13 protein-coding genes are annotated in these 17146 nt (G+C 69.6%); 6 read left to right on the top strand and 7 right to left on the bottom strand.

Annotated features, from left to right (window positions below; translation table 11 throughout):
* Window positions 1-71: 71 nt before the first annotated feature.
* The 3 genes from ACQHII_RS20025 to ACQHII_RS20015 all read right to left on the bottom strand — a co-directional run bounded on the left by ACQHII_RS20025 (window position 72) and on the right by ACQHII_RS20015 (window position 4007).
* Window positions 72-1688: a cation acetate symporter gene (locus ACQHII_RS20025; RefSeq protein WP_427920580.1), complete on the bottom strand. Its 1617-nt coding sequence runs from the start codon at window positions 1686-1688 to the stop codon at window positions 72-74.
* Window positions 1685-2212: a DUF485 domain-containing protein gene (locus tag ACQHII_RS20020; RefSeq protein ID WP_427920579.1), complete on the bottom strand. Its 528-nt coding sequence runs from the start codon at window positions 2210-2212 to the stop codon at window positions 1685-1687. The genes ACQHII_RS20025 and ACQHII_RS20020 overlap by 4 nt, the downstream gene beginning before the upstream one ends.
* A 277-nt stretch (window positions 2213-2489) precedes the next feature.
* Window positions 2490-4007 (bottom strand): MFS transporter, encoded by a 1518-nt coding sequence (locus ACQHII_RS20015; RefSeq protein WP_427920578.1) that lies wholly within the window; start codon window positions 4005-4007, stop codon window positions 2490-2492.
* Window positions 4008-4388: 381 nt separating this feature from the next.
* Between ACQHII_RS20015 and ACQHII_RS20010 the strand changes: the two genes are divergently transcribed.
* The 3 genes from ACQHII_RS20010 to ACQHII_RS20000 all read left to right on the top strand — a co-directional run bounded on the left by ACQHII_RS20010 (window position 4389) and on the right by ACQHII_RS20000 (window position 8264).
* Window positions 4389-5177: an ABC transporter ATP-binding protein gene (locus ACQHII_RS20010; protein WP_093628593.1), complete on the top strand. Its 789-nt coding sequence runs from the start codon at window positions 4389-4391 to the stop codon at window positions 5175-5177.
* Window positions 5174-7747 carry an ABC transporter permease gene (locus ACQHII_RS20005; protein WP_427920577.1) on the top strand — a complete coding sequence of 858 codons (2574 nt, stop codon included), beginning with the start codon at window positions 5174-5176 and terminating at the stop codon, window positions 7745-7747. The genes ACQHII_RS20010 and ACQHII_RS20005 overlap by 4 nt, the downstream gene beginning before the upstream one ends.
* A 136-nt stretch (window positions 7748-7883) precedes the next feature.
* Window positions 7884-8264 carry a DUF397 domain-containing protein gene (locus tag ACQHII_RS20000; RefSeq protein WP_427920576.1) on the top strand — a complete coding sequence of 127 codons (381 nt, stop codon included), beginning with the start codon at window positions 7884-7886 and terminating at the stop codon, window positions 8262-8264.
* Between the two features lie 225 nt (window positions 8265-8489).
* Here the strand turns inward: ACQHII_RS20000 and ACQHII_RS19995 are convergent, their stop codons facing one another.
* Window positions 8490-8810, bottom strand: a complete 321-nt coding sequence (locus ACQHII_RS19995) for a hypothetical protein (RefSeq protein WP_427920575.1) — start codon at window positions 8808-8810, stop codon at window positions 8490-8492.
* Between the two features lie 173 nt (window positions 8811-8983).
* On the bottom strand, window positions 8984-9838 hold the full coding sequence (locus tag ACQHII_RS19990; protein ID WP_427920574.1) for a helix-turn-helix domain-containing protein: 855 nt from the start codon (window positions 9836-9838) through the stop codon (window positions 8984-8986).
* 497 nt (window positions 9839-10335) lie between these two features.
* On the opposite strand from ACQHII_RS19990, the gene mfd reads away from it, so the two are divergent.
* On the top strand, window positions 10336-13866 hold the full coding sequence (gene mfd / locus ACQHII_RS19985) for a transcription-repair coupling factor (RefSeq protein ID WP_427920573.1): 3531 nt from the start codon (window positions 10336-10338) through the stop codon (window positions 13864-13866).
* A gap of 199 nt (window positions 13867-14065) precedes the next feature.
* On the opposite strand, the gene ACQHII_RS19980 is transcribed toward mfd, so the two are convergent.
* Both ACQHII_RS19980 and ACQHII_RS19975 read right to left on the bottom strand, forming a co-directional pair.
* Window positions 14066-14380, bottom strand: a complete 315-nt coding sequence (locus ACQHII_RS19980; protein ID WP_427920572.1) for an ankyrin repeat domain-containing protein — start codon at window positions 14378-14380, stop codon at window positions 14066-14068.
* A 162-nt stretch (window positions 14381-14542) separates the two neighbouring features.
* Entirely contained in the window at window positions 14543-15145 is a 603-nt protein-coding gene (locus ACQHII_RS19975) for a TetR/AcrR family transcriptional regulator (RefSeq protein WP_427920571.1), read from the bottom strand.
* A gap of 107 nt (window positions 15146-15252) precedes the next feature.
* Between ACQHII_RS19975 and ACQHII_RS19970 the strand changes: the two genes are divergently transcribed.
* Together ACQHII_RS19970 and ACQHII_RS19965 are read left to right on the top strand one after the other, a co-directional pair.
* The gene (locus ACQHII_RS19970) at window positions 15253-16167 is read left to right on the top strand and encodes an SCO6745 family protein (RefSeq protein ID WP_427920570.1); all 915 of its coding nucleotides are present in this window, start codon (window positions 15253-15255) and stop codon (window positions 16165-16167) included.
* A 241-nt stretch (window positions 16168-16408) separates the two neighbouring features.
* Complete coding sequence (locus tag ACQHII_RS19965; RefSeq protein ID WP_427925365.1) at window positions 16409-17146, top strand: HNH endonuclease family protein; 738 nt, start codon at window positions 16409-16411, stop codon at window positions 17144-17146.

Genomic DNA, 17146 nt, shown 5'->3' with positions numbered 1-17146 from the left:
TCATCCTCCGCCTCGCGTACCGGTCACCCTCCGCTTTCGCGTAATGGCCACCCTCCGCTTTCGCGTACCGGTCACCCTTCGCCCCTCCGTACCGCGCCCGCCAGGATCCAGCCCTCCATCGCCTCGTACCGCCTGCGCTGTTCGTCTTCCTTCTTCCGCCCCGAGGCGACCGTGCCGAGCCACCCGCAGAGGAAGCCGAGTGGGATGGTGACGAGCCCGGTGGTCGTGAACGGGAACCAGTTGAAGTCGGCGCCCGGGAACGCGGCGGCCGGCGAACCGGAGACCAGATTGGTGCCCGGCATCAGCAGCAGCACGCCGAGCGTGCCGCCGATGAGCGTGCTGAGCAGGCCCGTTCGCGTGTAGCGGCGCCAGAAGAGGCTGTAGACGAGGGCGGGCGCTATGGCCGAGGCGCCCAGGCAGAACGACAGTGTCACCAGGGGTTGCAGGCCCCGGTGCTGGACGAGCGTGGCGAGCACGATCGCCGGGACGCCCACCGCCAGTGCCGAGTAGCGGGCCAGCGTCATCTCGCGACGGACCGGCATCTCCTCGACGCGGGCCGCGAAGACGTCGTGGGCAAGGGAGTTGGCGCAGGCGAGGATCATCCCGGCGACCGAGGCGAGCAGGGTCAGGAACACGGCCGTGGTGACGGCGGTGAACAGCAGGGTCTCCGCCGTCGAGACGTCCGCCCCGAACACCGCCCGCGAGCCCAGCAGATACGCCGTGTTGCCCTGCGCGTCGGCCCGCGCGATCGCCGCCCGCCCGAGCAGCGCCGTGGCCCCGAACCCGACGACCGTCACGATCACCACGAACAGCGCGACACTCGACACCGCCCACGACATCGACCGCCGCACCTGCCGGGCGCTCGACGCGGTGTACATGCGCATCGTGATGTGCGGGAGGCAGGCGCCCCCGAGGACGACGGTCAGCTGCGAACTGATCATGTCCAGCCGGGGACTTGGGCCTGAGGCGAACTCGAGTCCCGAGTGCAGGAAGGCCGTTCCGGTCCCGCTCCGGCGCGCCGCCGTGTCGAAGAAGGCGCCCAGGTCCCAGTGGAAGCGGTTCAGTATCAGCACAGTGATCACGGCTCCGGAACCGAGCAGCATCACGATCTTCAGGATCTGGATGAGCGCGGTGCCCTTCATGCCGCCGATCGCCGCGTAGCTGATCATCAGCACCCCCAGGCCGATGATGCAGCCGGTCTGGAGCGAGTCGCCGGAGAAGCCGAGGATGAACGCCAACAGCTGGCCCGCGCCCGCGAGTTGGACCAGCATCAGTGGCAGCAGCGCGATGATGGTCACCGCGCACGCGACCATCCGCACGGACCGCTCCGGCATCCGCCGGGCCAACGCGTCGCCCATCGTGAACCGGCCCGCGTTGCGCAGCGGTTCGGCCAGCAGGAACATCAGCAGCATCAGCGACAGCGCGGTGCTCAGCGCCAGTACCACCCCGTCGTAGCCGTACAGGGCGATCACCCCGCCCGTGCCCAGGACACTCGCCGCGGAGATGTAATCACCCGCTATGGCAAGGCCGTTGCGCAGCGGCGAGAGGGAGCCGTACCCCGTGTAGAACTCGTCGAGGTCGTCGCGGTCGGGCCCGGTCATCACACACAGCAGGAGTGTGAGGGTGGCGACGGTGGTGAAGGCGACGAGCGACATGGTCTGCGACGCGGGGTCGCGGAAGCCGGTCATCGTGCCGCCTCCCGTCTGGCGTCCAGTTCGGCCTGCTTGCGGATGCGGTCCGCGAGGGGGTCCACGCGCCGCGCGGCCGTGTGCTCGTAGAGGGCTATCGCCAGCCAGGTGACGGGCAGTTGGAGCAGCGCGAGCAGCAGCCCGGTGGGCACGCCCGCGACGACGGTGCTGGACATCAGCGGCGGCGCGAACGCGGACAGGGTCAGGAACAGGCAGAAGTAACCGAGCGCGGTGAGACTCGCCACGCGCCGCTGCCGCCGGTACGCGCCGCGCAGGACGCGCAGATCCCGGTGGCTGCCGAGGGCGGGACGACGGGGCGGGCGACGGCGTTCGGGTGGGGGCGGGGGTGGCTGCCAGGGGTAGGTCAGGTGCGGCGGGGACGGGGTGTGCGGGGCACGCCGGTCGTACGGGTACGGGGCGTGCCGACCGTGCGGCGGGTAGGGGTCGTACGGGGACGGGGTGTGCGGGTCGTACGGGTCGTGCGGGGCGGATGAATCATGCGGAGGGTACGGGTCGTAGGACATCCCGTGCTCCTTGCGTGGCTCGGGTCCGTGGCGGCGGACCGCAGGGAGTTGGGCGGAGCGGGTCACGCATGTTACTCGCCGGTTGGGGGGTGTGGGTGCTTTTCGCCGAACTGGGCGGTTGGTATGCGCTTGCCTTGTCAATGCCTGCTGACCACCGGTGTTGCCCGAGTTGACCGGGTGGGCTCCGGCGCACGTGTGGCCTTCACCGCAAGACCTGTCCGCCGGGGCCGGGGGGCCTATCCCGACGGCAAGGTCAGGGTGCTCGTCGCGAAGGTCTTCACTGCTCCTTGAGCACAGGAAAGCGCCGCGGCGCCAGGAACAGCAGCACCAGGAAGGCCGCCGCGGCGGCGATCCCCGCCCCCACGTACACCGCGTGCACCGCGTCCGCGACAGCCCGCCGCGTCGCCTCCGGCACCGCACCCCCGTCCAACCCCCGTGTCACCGAGTCCAGATCGCCCGCGCCGCCCAGCCGGGACGCCAACACCCCGTTGGCCACCGCCCCGAAGACCGACGCGCCGATCGTCTGCCCGGTCTGGCGGCAGAACAGGACGGACGCGGTCGTCACGCCCCGCTCCTCCCATCCCACCGTCGACTGCACCCCGACGATCAGGGGGAGTTGGAAGAGGCCGAGGGCCGCGCCGAGCAGCAGCATCAACACCATCGGCTGCCAGGCCGCGCCCGGATACGGCAGGAACGGGAACGCGAACAGGATCAGCGTGGCCGTCCCGATCCCGAGCATCGCGGTGTTGCGGAAACCGATCCGCCGGTACACGTGCTGGCTGAGCGCCGCCGACACCGGCCAGCTCAACGTCCATACGGAGAGCACGAATCCGGCCGCCACCGGGGCCAGGCCGAGCACCGACTGCGCGTACGTCGGCAGGAACACGCTCGGCGCCACCATGAGCAACCCCAGTGCGCCCAGGGCCAGGTTGACGGCCGCGATCGTACGGCGGCGCCACACCCACCCGGGGATGATCGGCTCCGCCGCCCGGCGCTCGATCGCCACGACGACTCCGGCCAGCGCAAGTCCCGTACCGAACAAGGCGATTGAGGGAGCCGAGAGCCAGGGCCAGGCCACCCCGCCCTGCACCAGGGCCGTGATCAGGACGCCTCCGCACGCGAACACGGCCAGCGCGCCCGCCCAGTCGACGCGCGGGCGGGAGGTGCGGGTGCGCCGCGGTTCGTGGAGGTGGCGGACGATCAGCCACAACGCCACTGCTCCGACAGGGAGGTTGACGAGGAAGATCCAGCGCCAGCCGGCGTACGCGGCGAGCAGGCCGCCCACCCCCGGGCCCGCGACGGCCGACACCGCCCACACCGTGGACAACTTCGACTGGATCTTGGGGCGTTCGCTCAGCGGGTACAGGTCGGCGGCCAGGGTCTGGACCGTGCCCTGCAACGCCCCGCCGCCCAGGCCCTGTACGACACGGAACGCGATCAGCGCGCCCATGCTCCAGGCCACCGAGCACAGCAGCGAACCGGCGAGGAACACCGCCGCGCCCGTGATCAGCACCGGCTTGCGGCCGAAGGTGTCGGAGAGCTTGCCGTAGACGGGGAGGGTCACCGTCACCGCGAGCAGATAGCCGGAGAAGAGCCAGGAGAAGACGGAGAAGCCGCCGAGGTCGCCGACGATCTGCGGTACGGCCGTGGAGACGATGGTGGAGTCGAGGGCGGCCAGCGCCATCGCGAGCATGAGGGCCGCTACGACGGCTCCCCGCTTCTGGGGTGCGCTTCCCCGGGTGGCCTCACGTATCGCGGCTTCCGTGTTGCCCACGCGGATTCCTTCCCCCTGCATCTATCTGCCGGACGACACTCTCCCACTTGACCCTCACGTCGCGTCAGGGGGAAACCTGGACGGGCCGGTGGGTGGACCGGACCCCGAGATCGACTCCACCCGGCGGTGGAGAGCCCCTAGGGGTGCCTCCCCACTACGGCCCGGGGACGGTTCGTACCGGCGGAGGAGGAGAAGGGCCAGGGGTCGTCCTTAACCTGGCTTTATGCCGCTGGGGGGGTGGGGGACCGAACCGCCGGGGGTGGGGTTTTCCCCCGGGAAAGACTGCGCTGAGCACCAGCGCGCCGGACCCCCTCCCGCCGCCAGACTCATCGTCGTAACCAGTTGAAACGCATCGACCGGACACCGGCACGCTCAATCGCCGACCGACTTAGGAGACATACCGTGACATCGGCTGTGACCATTCCCAGGCACGGGGGTACTGGAGGGCGTACGGCCGTTGCCGCGCGGGCGCGGCAGGTCGTCAAGGCCTACGGCGCCGGGGAGACCCGCGTCGTCGCCCTCGACCATGTCGACGTGGACATCGCCCGCGGTCAGTTCACCGCGATCATGGGCCCCTCGGGGTCCGGCAAGTCCACCCTCATGCACTGCCTCGCCGGGCTCGACACCGTGACCTCCGGGCAGATCTACCTCGACGAGACCGAGATCACCGGCCTCAAGGACAAGAAGCTCACGCAGCTGCGCCGGGACCGGATCGGCTTCATCTTCCAGGCGTTCAACCTGCTGCCGACGCTGAACGCGCTGGAGAACATCACCCTCCCCATGGACATAGCCGGCCGCAAGCCGGACAAGGGGTGGCTGGCGCAGGTCGTGGAGACGGTCGGACTGTCGAGCCGGCTCAAGCACCGCCCCAACCAGCTCTCCGGCGGCCAGCAGCAACGCGTCGCCGTGGCAAGGGCGTTGGCGGCCCGGCCTGAGATCATCTTCGGTGACGAGCCGACCGGAAACCTCGACTCCCGTGCGGGAGCGGAGGTGTTGGGCTTCCTGCGCCGGTCTGTGGACGACCTCGGGCAGACCATCGTGATGGTCACGCACGACCCGGTGGCCGCCTCGTACGCGGACCGCGTCCTGTACCTCGCGGACGGCCGGATCGTCGACGAGATGTTCAAGCCGACCGCCGACGCCGTCCTCGACCGCATGAAGGACTTCGACGCGCGGGGGCGTACGTCATGACCGTCCTCAAGACCTCGATGCGCAACTTCTTCGCGCACAAAGGGCGGATGGCGCTCTCGGCGATAGCCGTGCTGCTGTCGGTGGCGTTCGTGTGCGGCACGCTGGTGTTCACCGACACGATGAACACGACCTTCGACAAGCTTTTCGCGGCCACCGCGTCCGACGTGACGGTGCTGCCGAAGACCGCCAAGGCCGACGGCAGCACCCCGCAGAACGGACTGCCCGAGTCGCTGCCGGCCTCCACGGTCGCGCGGGTGGCGAAGGCACAGGGCGTCAAGTCCGTTGAAGGCGCCGTCAGTTCGATGAACGTGACCGTCGTCGACAGCGCCAACAAGAACATGGGATCGTCGACCGGTGCGCCCACCATCGCGGGCAACTGGACGAAGAACGACCTGCGTTCGATGGAGATCACCTCCGGACACGCCCCGCGCGGCCCGACCGAGACCATGGTCGACGCCGACACCGCCGACAAGCACCACCTGAAGCTGGGCGACTCGCTGCGCACCATCTCGCAGACCGGTGACTTCACCGCGCGGATCGTCGGCATCGCCACCTTCAAGGTGACCAACCCCGGTGCGGCCGTCGTCTACTTCGACACCGCCACCGCACAGCGCGAACTCCTGGGCGCCACCGGTCGGTTCACCCAGATCGGCGTGACGGCTGCGAGCGGTGTCTCCGACACTCAGCTCAAGCAGAACGTGGCCCAGACCCTCACCCCGACGGGGACGTACAAGATCCAGACGGCCAAGGAGAACGCCGACGAGAACCGTCAGGGCGTCGGCCAGTTCATGAACGTCATCAAGTACGCCATGCTCGGCTTCGCCGGGATCGCGTTCCTGGTGGGCATCTTCCTGATCATCAACACCTTCTCGATGCTGGTCGCCCAACGGACCCGCGAGATCGGCCTGATGAGGGCGATCGGCTCCTCCCGCAAGCAGGTCAACCGGTCCGTGCTGGTCGAGGCGACCCTGCTCGGGATCGTCGGCTCGATCCTCGGTGTCGGCGCCGGTGTCGGCATCGCCGTGGGCCTGATGAAGCTGATGAGCGCGGCGGGCATGGACCTGTCGACGCGGGACCTGACGGTCAAGTGGACGACTCCGGTGCTCGGCCTGCTCCTCGGCGTGATCGTCACCATCCTCGCCGCCTACCTCCCGGCCCGCCGCGCCGGCAAGGTCTCCCCGATGGCCGCCCTGCGCGACGCCGGTACGCCGGCCGACGGCAAGGCGGGCTGGGTGCGGGGCCTGATCGGCCTGGTGCTGACGGGCGCCGGTGCGGCAGCCCTGTTCGCGGCGGCCACCGCGAAGAAGGCGACGGACGGTTCGCTGGTCCTCGGCGCGGGTGTCGTGCTCTCGCTGATCGGCTTCGTGATCATCGGCCCGCTGCTGGCCAACGGGGTCGTACGGGTCATCAGTGTCGTACTCCTGCGGGCCTTCGGACCGGTGGGGCGCCTGGCCGAGCGCAACGCGCTCCGCAACCCCAGGCGTACGGGTGCTACGGGTGCGGCCCTGATGATCGGCCTCGCGCTGGTCGCCTGCCTGTCGGTGGTCGGCTCCTCGATGGTCGCCTCGGCGACGAGCGAGCTGGACAAGTCCGTCGGCGCCGACTTCATCGTCCAGGGCAACCAGCGGATCGTCCCGCAGGCGGAGAAGGCGATGGAACAGGCACCCGACCTCGTCCACGTCACCCGCTACAAGGACCTCGACGCCACCCTCACCTCGCCCGACGGCCAGAAGGACACCGACGGCATCACCGCCGCCGACCCGTCCTACGCCCAGGACCTGCGCCGCGCCACCACGGCCGGCGAACTGTCCGCCGCCTACGGCACCAACTCGATGTCCGTCGGCTCCAAGTACGCCAAGAAGCACGGCGTGCACGTCGGCGACACGATCAGCGTCGCCTTCAAGGGCGGCTCGACGGCGAAGCTGAAGGTCGCCGCCATCACGGACGACGACGTCGCCATCGACCAGGGCGCGCGGTACACCAGCATCGCCACGATGCAGAAGTACCTCCCCGCGAACAGGGTCCCGCCGAACGAGATCATGTTCGCCAAGGCCAAGGACGGCCAGGAGAAGCAGGCGTACGCGGCCCTGAAGAAGGCCATGGAGCCCTACCCGCAGTACCAGGTGCGCGACCAGACCGACTACAAGCAGGAACTGAAGGACCAGATCGGCCAGCTCCTCAACATGGTCTACGGCCTTCTCGCCCTCGCGATCATCGTCGCGGTCCTGGGTGTCGTGAACACGCTGGCCCTGTCGGTCGTCGAGCGGACCCGCGAGATCGGCCTCATGCGAGCGATCGGCATGTCCCGCCGCCAGCTCCGCCGGATGATCCGCATGGAGTCGGTCGTGATCGCCCTCTTCGGAGCGCTGCTCGGCCTCGGCCTGGGGATGGGCTGGGGGGCCACGGCCCAGCAGCTCCTCGCGCTGGAGGGGCTGAAGGTCCTGGAGATCCCCTGGGGGACGATCTCCGCGGTCTTCGTGGGGTCGGCGTTCGTGGGACTGTTCGCGGCTCTGATCCCGGCGTTCCGGGCGGGGCGGATGAACGTGCTGAACGCGATCGCCACGGAATAGCCACTGTCTACAGGGGAACCCGGCGCCGGGAAGTCACGGGGGACTTCCCGGCGCCGGGCTTGTTTTGTCCACGCCGTGTTAGGGCGCGTGGGCGGGGACGTGACACACGCCGGCGGACAACGGCCGGTTCGGGCCCATGACATCAAGCCATCCTCTGTGGCACGTTCTCCTCGGCGCCGTGGAGGGTATCCATCCCTCGACGCGGGTGACGTCATGTCACGCCGCGTCCTGGTGCCTGATGCGTCGTCCCGTGCATCGGCGACCTGCCGGGGAACGCGCCTTGAGCTGTGAGAGGGGGATAGCTTTGCGCCGTGATGGGAGCACGTTCACATGGTGGAAGAGTAGTTACAGCGAGGCTGGTGCTACCTGCTGCGAGGTCGCCTTCACAGGGGCGCGGATGCTGGTGCGCGATTCCAAGAGGCCCGGTATTGGGATACTGTCGTTCACCCCGCAGGCATGGCAGGCGATAGTGCGGCACGTGAGGGCGGAGGGGAGATCCGGGCCGGTCGGGAAGTGATGGCGAGACAGCCGGACGTGAAAATGAACGGCCAACAGTGCAAGCCCAGTCCGCCGAACCGCAGTGGGTTCGGTCTTTACTGTCTGCTGATGGGCATGTCGGCCACGGCGGCGGGAGCGGCCGCGTCACTCCTGGCAGCCGGGTTCGTTGCCCGTGTCCTCGTGTGGGCGGGTGTCCTGCTCCTTGCCACACTGGCCGCCGGCTGGTGGTGGGCCGTGGACTCCTCTACGGCCCGTCGCTGGACGGTGGATCGTCTGGTGCGGCCGGCAGCGAGGAACGCACCGCATCGAAGATCTTGGTGAACGCTCTGACCAGGAACGTCGCGCTGGTGACGCCGCCGGCGACGCAGGCCTCGGGCGGGATCCCGATCTTCATGCCCGCGTAGGCCACCACCGTCAGTGTCACCACCGCGAACACGGCCAGGGCGGCGACGTTGCGGAAGACGCGTATCAGATCGTCGATGTGTGCCCGCCGTTGCCGGATTCTGTTGTCGGTCTCGGAATTCTTGATCTCACGGAGGCGGGAGGACGCCGCGTGGCTGGACATCCCCTGCTGTACCAACGAGTTGTCGGTAGGGGATGAGTCGGGAGCACCTTCCGGGGAACGCGGGGTGCTGTCGGCCGGACACCTCGGGCAGGGACGTGAGTCGCGGCCCTTTCTGCTCTTCCTTCCGGTCTTCACGGCGTTCCTCCCCCCCCCTGTGATGATCTGGCCTAGTTTCAGGCGTGGTGGAACTCGACGAGTTCATCGAGCAGAGTGAGTGTGTCGGTCTCCGACAATGCCTTGCCACGGAGGTCCTCGTAGCACTCCTGGTACCAGGCGATGGTCTCCCGGTCGTCCCGGTTGGTGACGGTTCCCCCGGGGCCGACCAGGTAGAGGGCATCGTCCTCGTCCTGGAAGCTGAGCAGGAAGAAGCTGCTCTCCAGGCTGTCGTTGGCTCCGGCGGTGAACGGCAGGGCGACGGCGTTCACCTGCTCCCCCGAGGCGAGTTCCTTGATGTGGGCGATCTGCTGGCGCATGACTGCCGGACCGCCGATCTGCCGGCGCAACGCCGCCTCGTCGAGAACCACTTCGACCTTCGGCCCGCCGTCCTGTAGGACGCGTTCCTGCCGGGCCAGCCTCATGTCGAGAGTGCGCTGGAGGCGCCTGGTGTCCATCGGGCTCACGGCGAACAGCGCGTTCGCGTAGTCCGTCGTCTGTAGAAGTCCGGGGATCAGGCTCGGGTGGTAGGCGCGGATCAGGGTGGCCGAGCTCTCGTAACTCAGGAACTGCGCGAACACGGGGGTCATGACGTCGCTGTACTCGGACCACCACGACTGTCCCTTGCTTCCGCGAGCGGCTTCCTCGAGTTCAGAAACGGTTTCGGGAGCTGTCACACCGTACTCCCGGAGCATGGCGCGGAGATCCGTCACTGACAGGCTCACCGTTCCCGCCTCGATGCGGATGATCTTGGACAGCGACCACTCCAGTGTCTCCGCCGCGTCTCGCTGGGTGAGTCCGGCCTTGTCGCGAGCGCTCCGCAGGGCGACACGGAGTTTGCGGCGGTTCAGGCTGGGGTCCAAAGCGGTGGGCATGGTGCTCCTTCGAAAGGTGACGGCGCCAGTCGACATGCAGCAACGAGAAGGCGGCGAAGTGACAAGCTCTGAGAGCTGTAGCCTACTCGCCCACTAGCATCGTGCTTATTGTCTGACCTATGTCGTCTATTTGGTTGGTACCCGGATGACACGTGTCTAATCGATGCCAGCTTCTCGAATATGACACGCGGAGTTCGGGCTGCCGTCCGTACGCACACGCGTGTTGCGGACGGGATGTCGGGACCCGGTTGAGGTGATGGACTGGCACCGAGAGGGGGCGCCGGAAGAGCCGGAAGAGTGAGGGGCGGCAGGGAGGTGACGCTCCGGGACCCGGAGCCTTCCGAGCGAGCCGTCCCCGGGTTCCGCCCGGCCGGAACCCGGGTTGTCCACAGGCCCCGGCACCGGCGATCGCACCGACGTACCCTGGAGAACCCCGGCCCACCGCGCGCGTCGGGCCCTTCGTGTTGCCCACCCCCCCCGGACGGAAGCGCCCCTCCATGAGTCTGCACGGTCTGCTCGACGCCGTAGTCAAGGACCCCGCCCTCGCGGAAGCGACCCGCGCGGCGGCCGACGGCAACCGCATGCACGTCGACCTGGTCGGTCCTCCGGCGACCCGCCCCTTCGCCGTCGCGGCCCTCGCGCGGGAGGCCGGCCGCACCGTCCTCGCGGTGACCGCGACCGGGCGGGAGGCGGAGGACCTGGCCGCCGCCCTGCGCTCGCTGCTGCCGCCGGACGGCGTCGTGGAGTACCCCTCCTGGGAGACGCTCCCGCACGAGCGGCTGAGCCCGCGCAGCGACACCGTGGGCCGTCGCCTCGCCGTGCTGCGCCGCCTGGCCCACCCGAGGGACGACGACCCGGAGACGGGCCCGGTCTCCGTCGTCGTGGCGCCCGTGCGGTCCGTGCTCCAGCCTCAGGTCAAGGGGCTCGGAGACCTGGAGCCGGTCGCCCTGAGGTCCGGCCAGTCCGCCGACCTGAACGCGGTCGTGGACGCGCTCGGCGCCGCCGCCTACGCGCGCGTGGAGCTCGTCGAGCGGCGCGGCGAGTTCGCCGTACGCGGCGGCATCCTGGACGTGTTCCCGCCCACCGAGGAACACCCCCTGCGCGTCGAGTTCTGGGGCGACGACGTCGAGGAGATCCGCTACTTCAAGGTGGCCGACCAGCGCTCCCTGGAGGTCGCCGAACACGGCCTGTGGGCACCCCCCTGCCGTGAACTCCTGTTGACGGAAGACGTCCGCTCGCGCGCGCGTGCCCTCGCCGAGGCCCACCCCGAACTGGGCGAGCTGCTCGGCAAGATCGCCGAGGGCATTGCCGTGGAGGGCATGGAATCGCTCGCCCCGGTGCTCGTCGACGACATGGAGCTGCTGCTCGACGTGCTGCCCAAGGGCGCGATGGCCGTCGTCTGCGATCCGGAGCGTGTACGCACGCGTGCCGCCGATCTCGTGGCCACCTCGCAGGAGTTCCTCCAGGCCTCCTGGGCGGCCACCGCGGGCGGCGGCGAGGCGCCCATCGACGTCGACGCGGCCTCCCTGTGGTCCATCGCGGACGTACGGGACCGGGCGCGCGAGCTGGACATGATGTGGTGGTCGGTGTCGCCGTTCGCCGCCGACGAGGAGCTCGACGCCGACACGCTCAAGCTCGGGATGCACGCCCCGGAGACCTACCGCGGCGACACCGCCAAGGCCCTCGCCGACACCAAGGGCTGGCTCGCCGACGGCTGGCGCACGGTCTTCGTCACCGAGGCCCACGGCCCCGCCGCCCGCACCGTCGAAGTCCTCGGCAGCGAGGGCGTCGCGGCCCGCCTGGAGACCGAGCTCGGGGAAATCGCCCCCTCCGTAGTGCACGTGGCGACCGGATCGATCGACTACGGGTTCGTCGATACGGCGCTCAAGCTCGCCGTCCTCACGGAGACCGACCTCTCCGGACAGAAGGCCGCGGGCAAGGACGGCGCCCGCATGCCGGCCCGCCGCCGCAAGACCATCGACCCGCTCACCCTGGAGACGGGCGACTACATCGTCCACGAGCAGCACGGAGTGGGCCGCTACATCGAGATGGTGCAGCGCACGGTGCAGGGCGCCACGCGCGAGTACCTGGTCGTCGAGTACGCCCCCGCCAAGCGCGGCCAGCCCGGCGACCGCCTGTACATCCCCACCGACCAGCTGGAGCAGATCACCAAGTACGTCGGCGGCGAGGCACCCACCCTGCACCGCCTGGGCGGCGCCGACTGGACGAAGACCAAGGCACGCGCCAAGAAGGCCGTCAAGGAGATCGCGGCCGACCTCATCAAGCTGTACTCGGCCCGGATGGCCGCCCCGGGGCACGCGTTCGGCGCGGACACGCCCTGGCAGCGCGAGCTGGAGGACGCCTTCCCGTACGCGGAGACCCCCGACCAGCTGACCACCATCGCCGAGGTCAAGGACGACATGGAGAAGTCGGTCCCCATGGACCGGCTGGTCTGCGGTGACGTCGGCTACGGCAAGACCGAGATCGCGGTACGGGCGGCCTTCAAGGCCGTCCAGGACGGCAAGCAGGTCGCCGTCCTCGTCCCGACCACACTGCTCGTGCAGCAGCACTTCGGGACGTTCACCGAGCGGTACTCGCAGTTCCCGGTCAACGTACGGGCGTTGAGCCGCTTCCAGACCGACACGGAGGCGAAGGCGACCCTGGAGGGCCTGCGCGAGGGCTCCGTGGACCTCGTCATCGGCACCCACCGCCTGTTCGCCTCCGAGACCAAGTTCAAGGACCTCGGTCTGGTCATCGTCGACGAGGAGCAGCGCTTCGGCGTCGAGCACAAGGAGCAGCTGAAGAAGCTGCGCGCCAACGTCGACGTCCTGACGATGTCCGCCACCCCGATCCCCAGAACCCTGGAGATGGCGGTCACCGGCATCCGCGAGATGTCGACGATCACGACGCCCCCGGAGGAGCGTCACCCCGTGTTGACGTTCGTCGGCCCCTACGAGGAGAAGCAGATCGGCGCCGCGATCCGCCGTGAACTGCTGCGCGAGGGCCAGGTCTTCTACATCCACAACCGGGTGGAATCGATCGACCGCGCGGCGGCGCGTCTGCGCGAGATCGTCCCGGAGGCGCGCATCGCCACCGCCCACGGCCAGATGTCGGAACAGGCCCTGGAGCAGGTTGTCGTCGACTTCTGGGAGAAGAAGTTCGACGTCCTGGTGTCGACGACGATCGTCGAGTCCGGCATCGACATCTCCAACGCGAACACGCTGATCGTTGAACGAGGCGACAACTTCGGCCTGTCACAGCTCCACCAGCTGCGCGGCCGGGTCGGGCGTGGCCGTGAACGCGGTTACGCCTACTTCCTGTACCCCCCGGAGAAGCCCCTCACGGAGACGGCCCACGAGCGTCTCGCCACCATCGCCCAGCACACGGAGATGGGCGCGGGCATGTACGTGGCGATGAAGGACCTGGAGATCCGCGGCGCCGGCAACCTCCTGGGCGGCGAACAGTCCGGCCACATCGCGGGCGTCGGCTTCGACCTGTACGTCCGTATGGTCGGCGAGGCGGTCGCCGACTACCGCGCCTCCCTGGAGGGCGGGGTCGAGGAGGAGCCGCCCCTGGAGGTCAAGATCGAGCTCCCGGTCGACGCGCACGTCCCGCACGACTACGCCCCCGGCGAGCGCCTGCGCCTGTCGGCCTACCGCTCCATCGCCTCCGCCAACACGGAGGAGGACATCAAGGCCGTACGCGAGGAACTCGTCGACCGCTACGGCAAGTTGCCCGAGCCGGTGGAGAACCTGCTCCTGGTGGCCGGCCTGCGCATGCTCGCGCGCGCGTGCGGCGTCGGCGAGATCGTCCTCCAGGGCACCAACATCCGCTTCGCACCGGTGGGGTTGCGCGAGTCCCAGGAACTGCGCCTCAAGCGCCTCTACCCCGGCACCGTCATCAAGCCCGCCGCCCACCAGATCCTCGTCCCCCGCCCGAAGACCTCCAGGGTGGGCGGAAAGCCGTTGGTGGGGCGGGAGTTGCTGGGCTGGGTGGGGGAGTTCCTGGCGACGATCCTGGGGTCGTAGCGGCGAGGGAGTGGGCTGGGCCGGGGGCGGGGCGTTTGGCGCGTCCGGCGTGGCGGGGGCACCCTCTGGGAAATGCGTGACACTTCTTCGGGAAGCGTCACGCTTTTTCAGGTGCACCAGCTGCCCGGCCCCCGCCTGCCTGCCCGAGATCGGCCAACTGCCTTCCGCGTACGGCGAGTCGAGCCCTGCGGAAACCGCACTACGGGACAGGGTGATCCCCGAGACGCACCGCGACATCTGAACCAATACGCCAGCCGGCAAGGCGCCGCGGGCTCACGCCATGAAGGTTGTCCAGGTCCGGATCGGCTCCGGCACCGACCAGCAGCGACAGCACCGCGCCATCACCTCGATAGGTGAACACCGCCAGCAACAACGGCGTATTGCCCTGCTCGTCGCGGGCATCCGCCGCCAGGAGAGAGCCGACAACCGCGGCATCCTGCTCGTCCGCCGCGAAGTGCAGCGGTGTCCACCCCCGGCGGCTCTGACGCCCCAAGTCCTGAACCTCATCCGTCATGCCAGACATCATCACGACACCTGGCGAAGGGCATGGGGCGACCCCCGCCGCCGGACCGGCCATCGCGCGGGGGCGACCGCGCACGCCTCCAGTCGTCTGCCCCGCAGAGCCGTCAGCCGCCCGCCTCCCGGAGCCGTCAGTCGTCCGCCCTCCCCGGAGCCGTCAGCCGCCCGCCCCGCGGAACAACATCCCCGCCAGCACCCGGAACACCTCCTCCGGCTCCCGCTCACCCACCGCCCCGTCCAGGTTGTGGCCCAGCAGCAGCGTCGCGAACCCGTGCGCCAAGGACCACGCGGCGACCCCGGCGAGGCGGGCGTCGGGGCCGCGGCCCTCGGGCGGTACGGCGGAGACGGCGCCGCTCAGCGCGTCGCTCGCGAGGGCGCGGGCCGTGGCGAGTTCGAGGTCGCCCTCGCGCAGCAGCTCGGGCGCGAACATCACCTGGAAGTGCGCCGGATGCTCGCGCGCGAAGCGCACGTACCGCACTCCCGCGTCCTTGAGATCCGCCGCCTCCCCGATCGTGGCGGCCAGCAGCCCGAACCCCTCCGCCGCGATGGCCGTCAACAGGCCCGTGCGGTCCTTGAAGTGATGCGCCGGCGCCGCGTGCGAGACACCGGCACGGCGGGCGAGGTCCCGCAGGCTCAGCCCGGACGGGCCGTCGGCGGCGATGACGTCGAGCGCGGCGGTGAGGACGGCGCGGCGCAGATCGCCGTGGTGGTACGGGCTCTTGGTCGGCTTGGTCGGCTTGGTCGGCTTGGTCGTACTCATACTCAGCAGCGTACGCCGAATCTAGGCATTGACAAGTTCGGGCGACTGGGGCAATCTTGTCAGTGTCAAGTTGTGGGAACGACCGGGACGCGACGAGGAGTTGTGCCATGTCCGAAGACGTACGTGGAGTGGAGACCGGGACCGCGAGCTACCCCGCTGCCGTGGCGCCGGGCCGGGTGCGCCAGCTCTGGCACCTGCTCGAACCCCTGCACGCGGTGCTGTACTACGCGCCGGAGGTCTTCGAGGAGGCCGCAGTGCTCGGCTACGACACCGAGGAGCGCTGGCCGAGCTACTTCCCGCTGCGGGCCGCCCCGTTGGGCCCCGTCGGCGCCGAGCGCGTGACCTCCGCCTTCTACAGCTTCAGCCCCCGCATGGTCGCCGAGCACATCGACCCCGCGTGGAGCGTCGCGAGCCCGGACGCCGTACTGAAGGCGAGGCTGCGCGGAATGGACCGGGCCTACCGCGCGATATTCGGCGACCGCATCGACAGCCCCGAACTCGCGGAGGCCGCCGCCCTCGCCCGCCGTGCCGCCGAGTCGGTCACCACGGCCGGCCGTCCCCTCGCCGCGGCCAACGCCGAGTTGGCCTGGCCCGAGGAACCCCACCTCCAGCTGTGGCAGGCGGCGACGATCCTGCGTGAACACCGCGGCGACGGCCACCTCGCCGCCCTCCTCGTCGCCGGCCTGGACCCGGTCGAGTCCCTGGTCTCCTTCGCCGCGATAGGAGCCGCCTCCGTCGAGCGCTTCGAAAGCCGGGGCTGGAGCCGCGAGGAATGGGCGGCGGCCCGCGAACGCCTGGTAGCCCGCGGCCTGTTGGACGACCTCGGTACGGCGACGAGGGCGGGCCGCGAGCTGCGCCAGGAGGTGGAGCGCCGCACCGACCGCCTGGCCGCCGAGCCCTGGCAGGCCCTCGGCAGGGCCGGCACCGACCGACTCGCCGATCTGCTGGGGGAGTTCTGGGTCGCCGTGCTCGGTTCCGGGCTGCTGCCTTCGGAGTCGACCTTGGGTATCGGCAAGGTCTGAGAAGGGTGTTCGGCAAGGTCTGGGAGGGCCGTGGGGAGAGAGTGTGGGGAGAGAGTGTGGGGGGAGAGTGCGAGGTGGGGGCGCCCACGCCGACTAAGTCGTTCCTATACACCCGAGTTGCGCGTCATGCGCCCCCGGGCCCCATATGTTCGCGACATCTCCGCCGCTAACGTGGGCACCAGGTCAATATCCGCCCCCGCAGGGGCGGGGGCCGGGTGAACCAGGGGAGGGGCGCACCGTGATGCGTCTGAGGGGTGGGGCGGCCGTCGCCGTCCTGATCATGTTGTCCGTCGCCGGATGCAAGGACACCACCGGGGCCTCCGGGCCCGAAGCGACGACCAGTGGGGACTCCGGCGGGAACTCCGGCGGAGGCGGGGGCGCGGCGCTCACCGCCGCCGAATCCCTGACCGTCAAGGGGCGGGCGCCGAAGACCGGTTACTCCCGCGAGCGGTTCGGTACCGCCTGGGCCGACACCGACTCCAACAGCTGTGACACGAGGGACGACATCCTCAAACGGGACCTGAAGCAGGTGAAGTTCACCGGCGGCACCTGCAAGGTGTCGTACGGCGTCCTCGAATCCGACCCGTACTCCGGCAAGGAGGTGATCTATCGCCGCGGGGCCAGCCTCGTCGACATAGACCACCTCGTCGCGCTCTCCGACGCCTGGCAGAAGGGCGCCAAGTACTGGGACGCCAGCAAGCGCATAGCCCTCGCCAACGACCCCCTCAACCTCCTCACCGTCGGCGCGAGCGCCAACCGCAGCAAGGGCGACGGCGACACGGCGACCTGGGTGCCGCCGGACAAGGCGTACCGCTGCGCCTATGTGGCCGCGCAGGTCGCCGTGAAGAAGAAGTACGAGCTGTGGGTCACCGCCGCCGAGAAGGCCGCGATGAAGAAGGTCCTCTCGACCTGTCCGGGCCAGCAGCTCCCGTCCGGCGGAAACCCGACGAGCGCGCCGAGCAGGTTCCACGCGAAGTGA

It is taken from the genome of Streptomyces sp. cg40 (assembly GCF_050320165.1).
Taxonomy (GTDB): domain Bacteria; phylum Actinomycetota; class Actinomycetes; order Streptomycetales; family Streptomycetaceae; genus Streptomyces; species Streptomyces hokutonensis.
The sequence above is the reverse complement of the archived record's forward strand: the minus strand, read 5'-3'. Positions and strand labels throughout refer to the sequence as shown.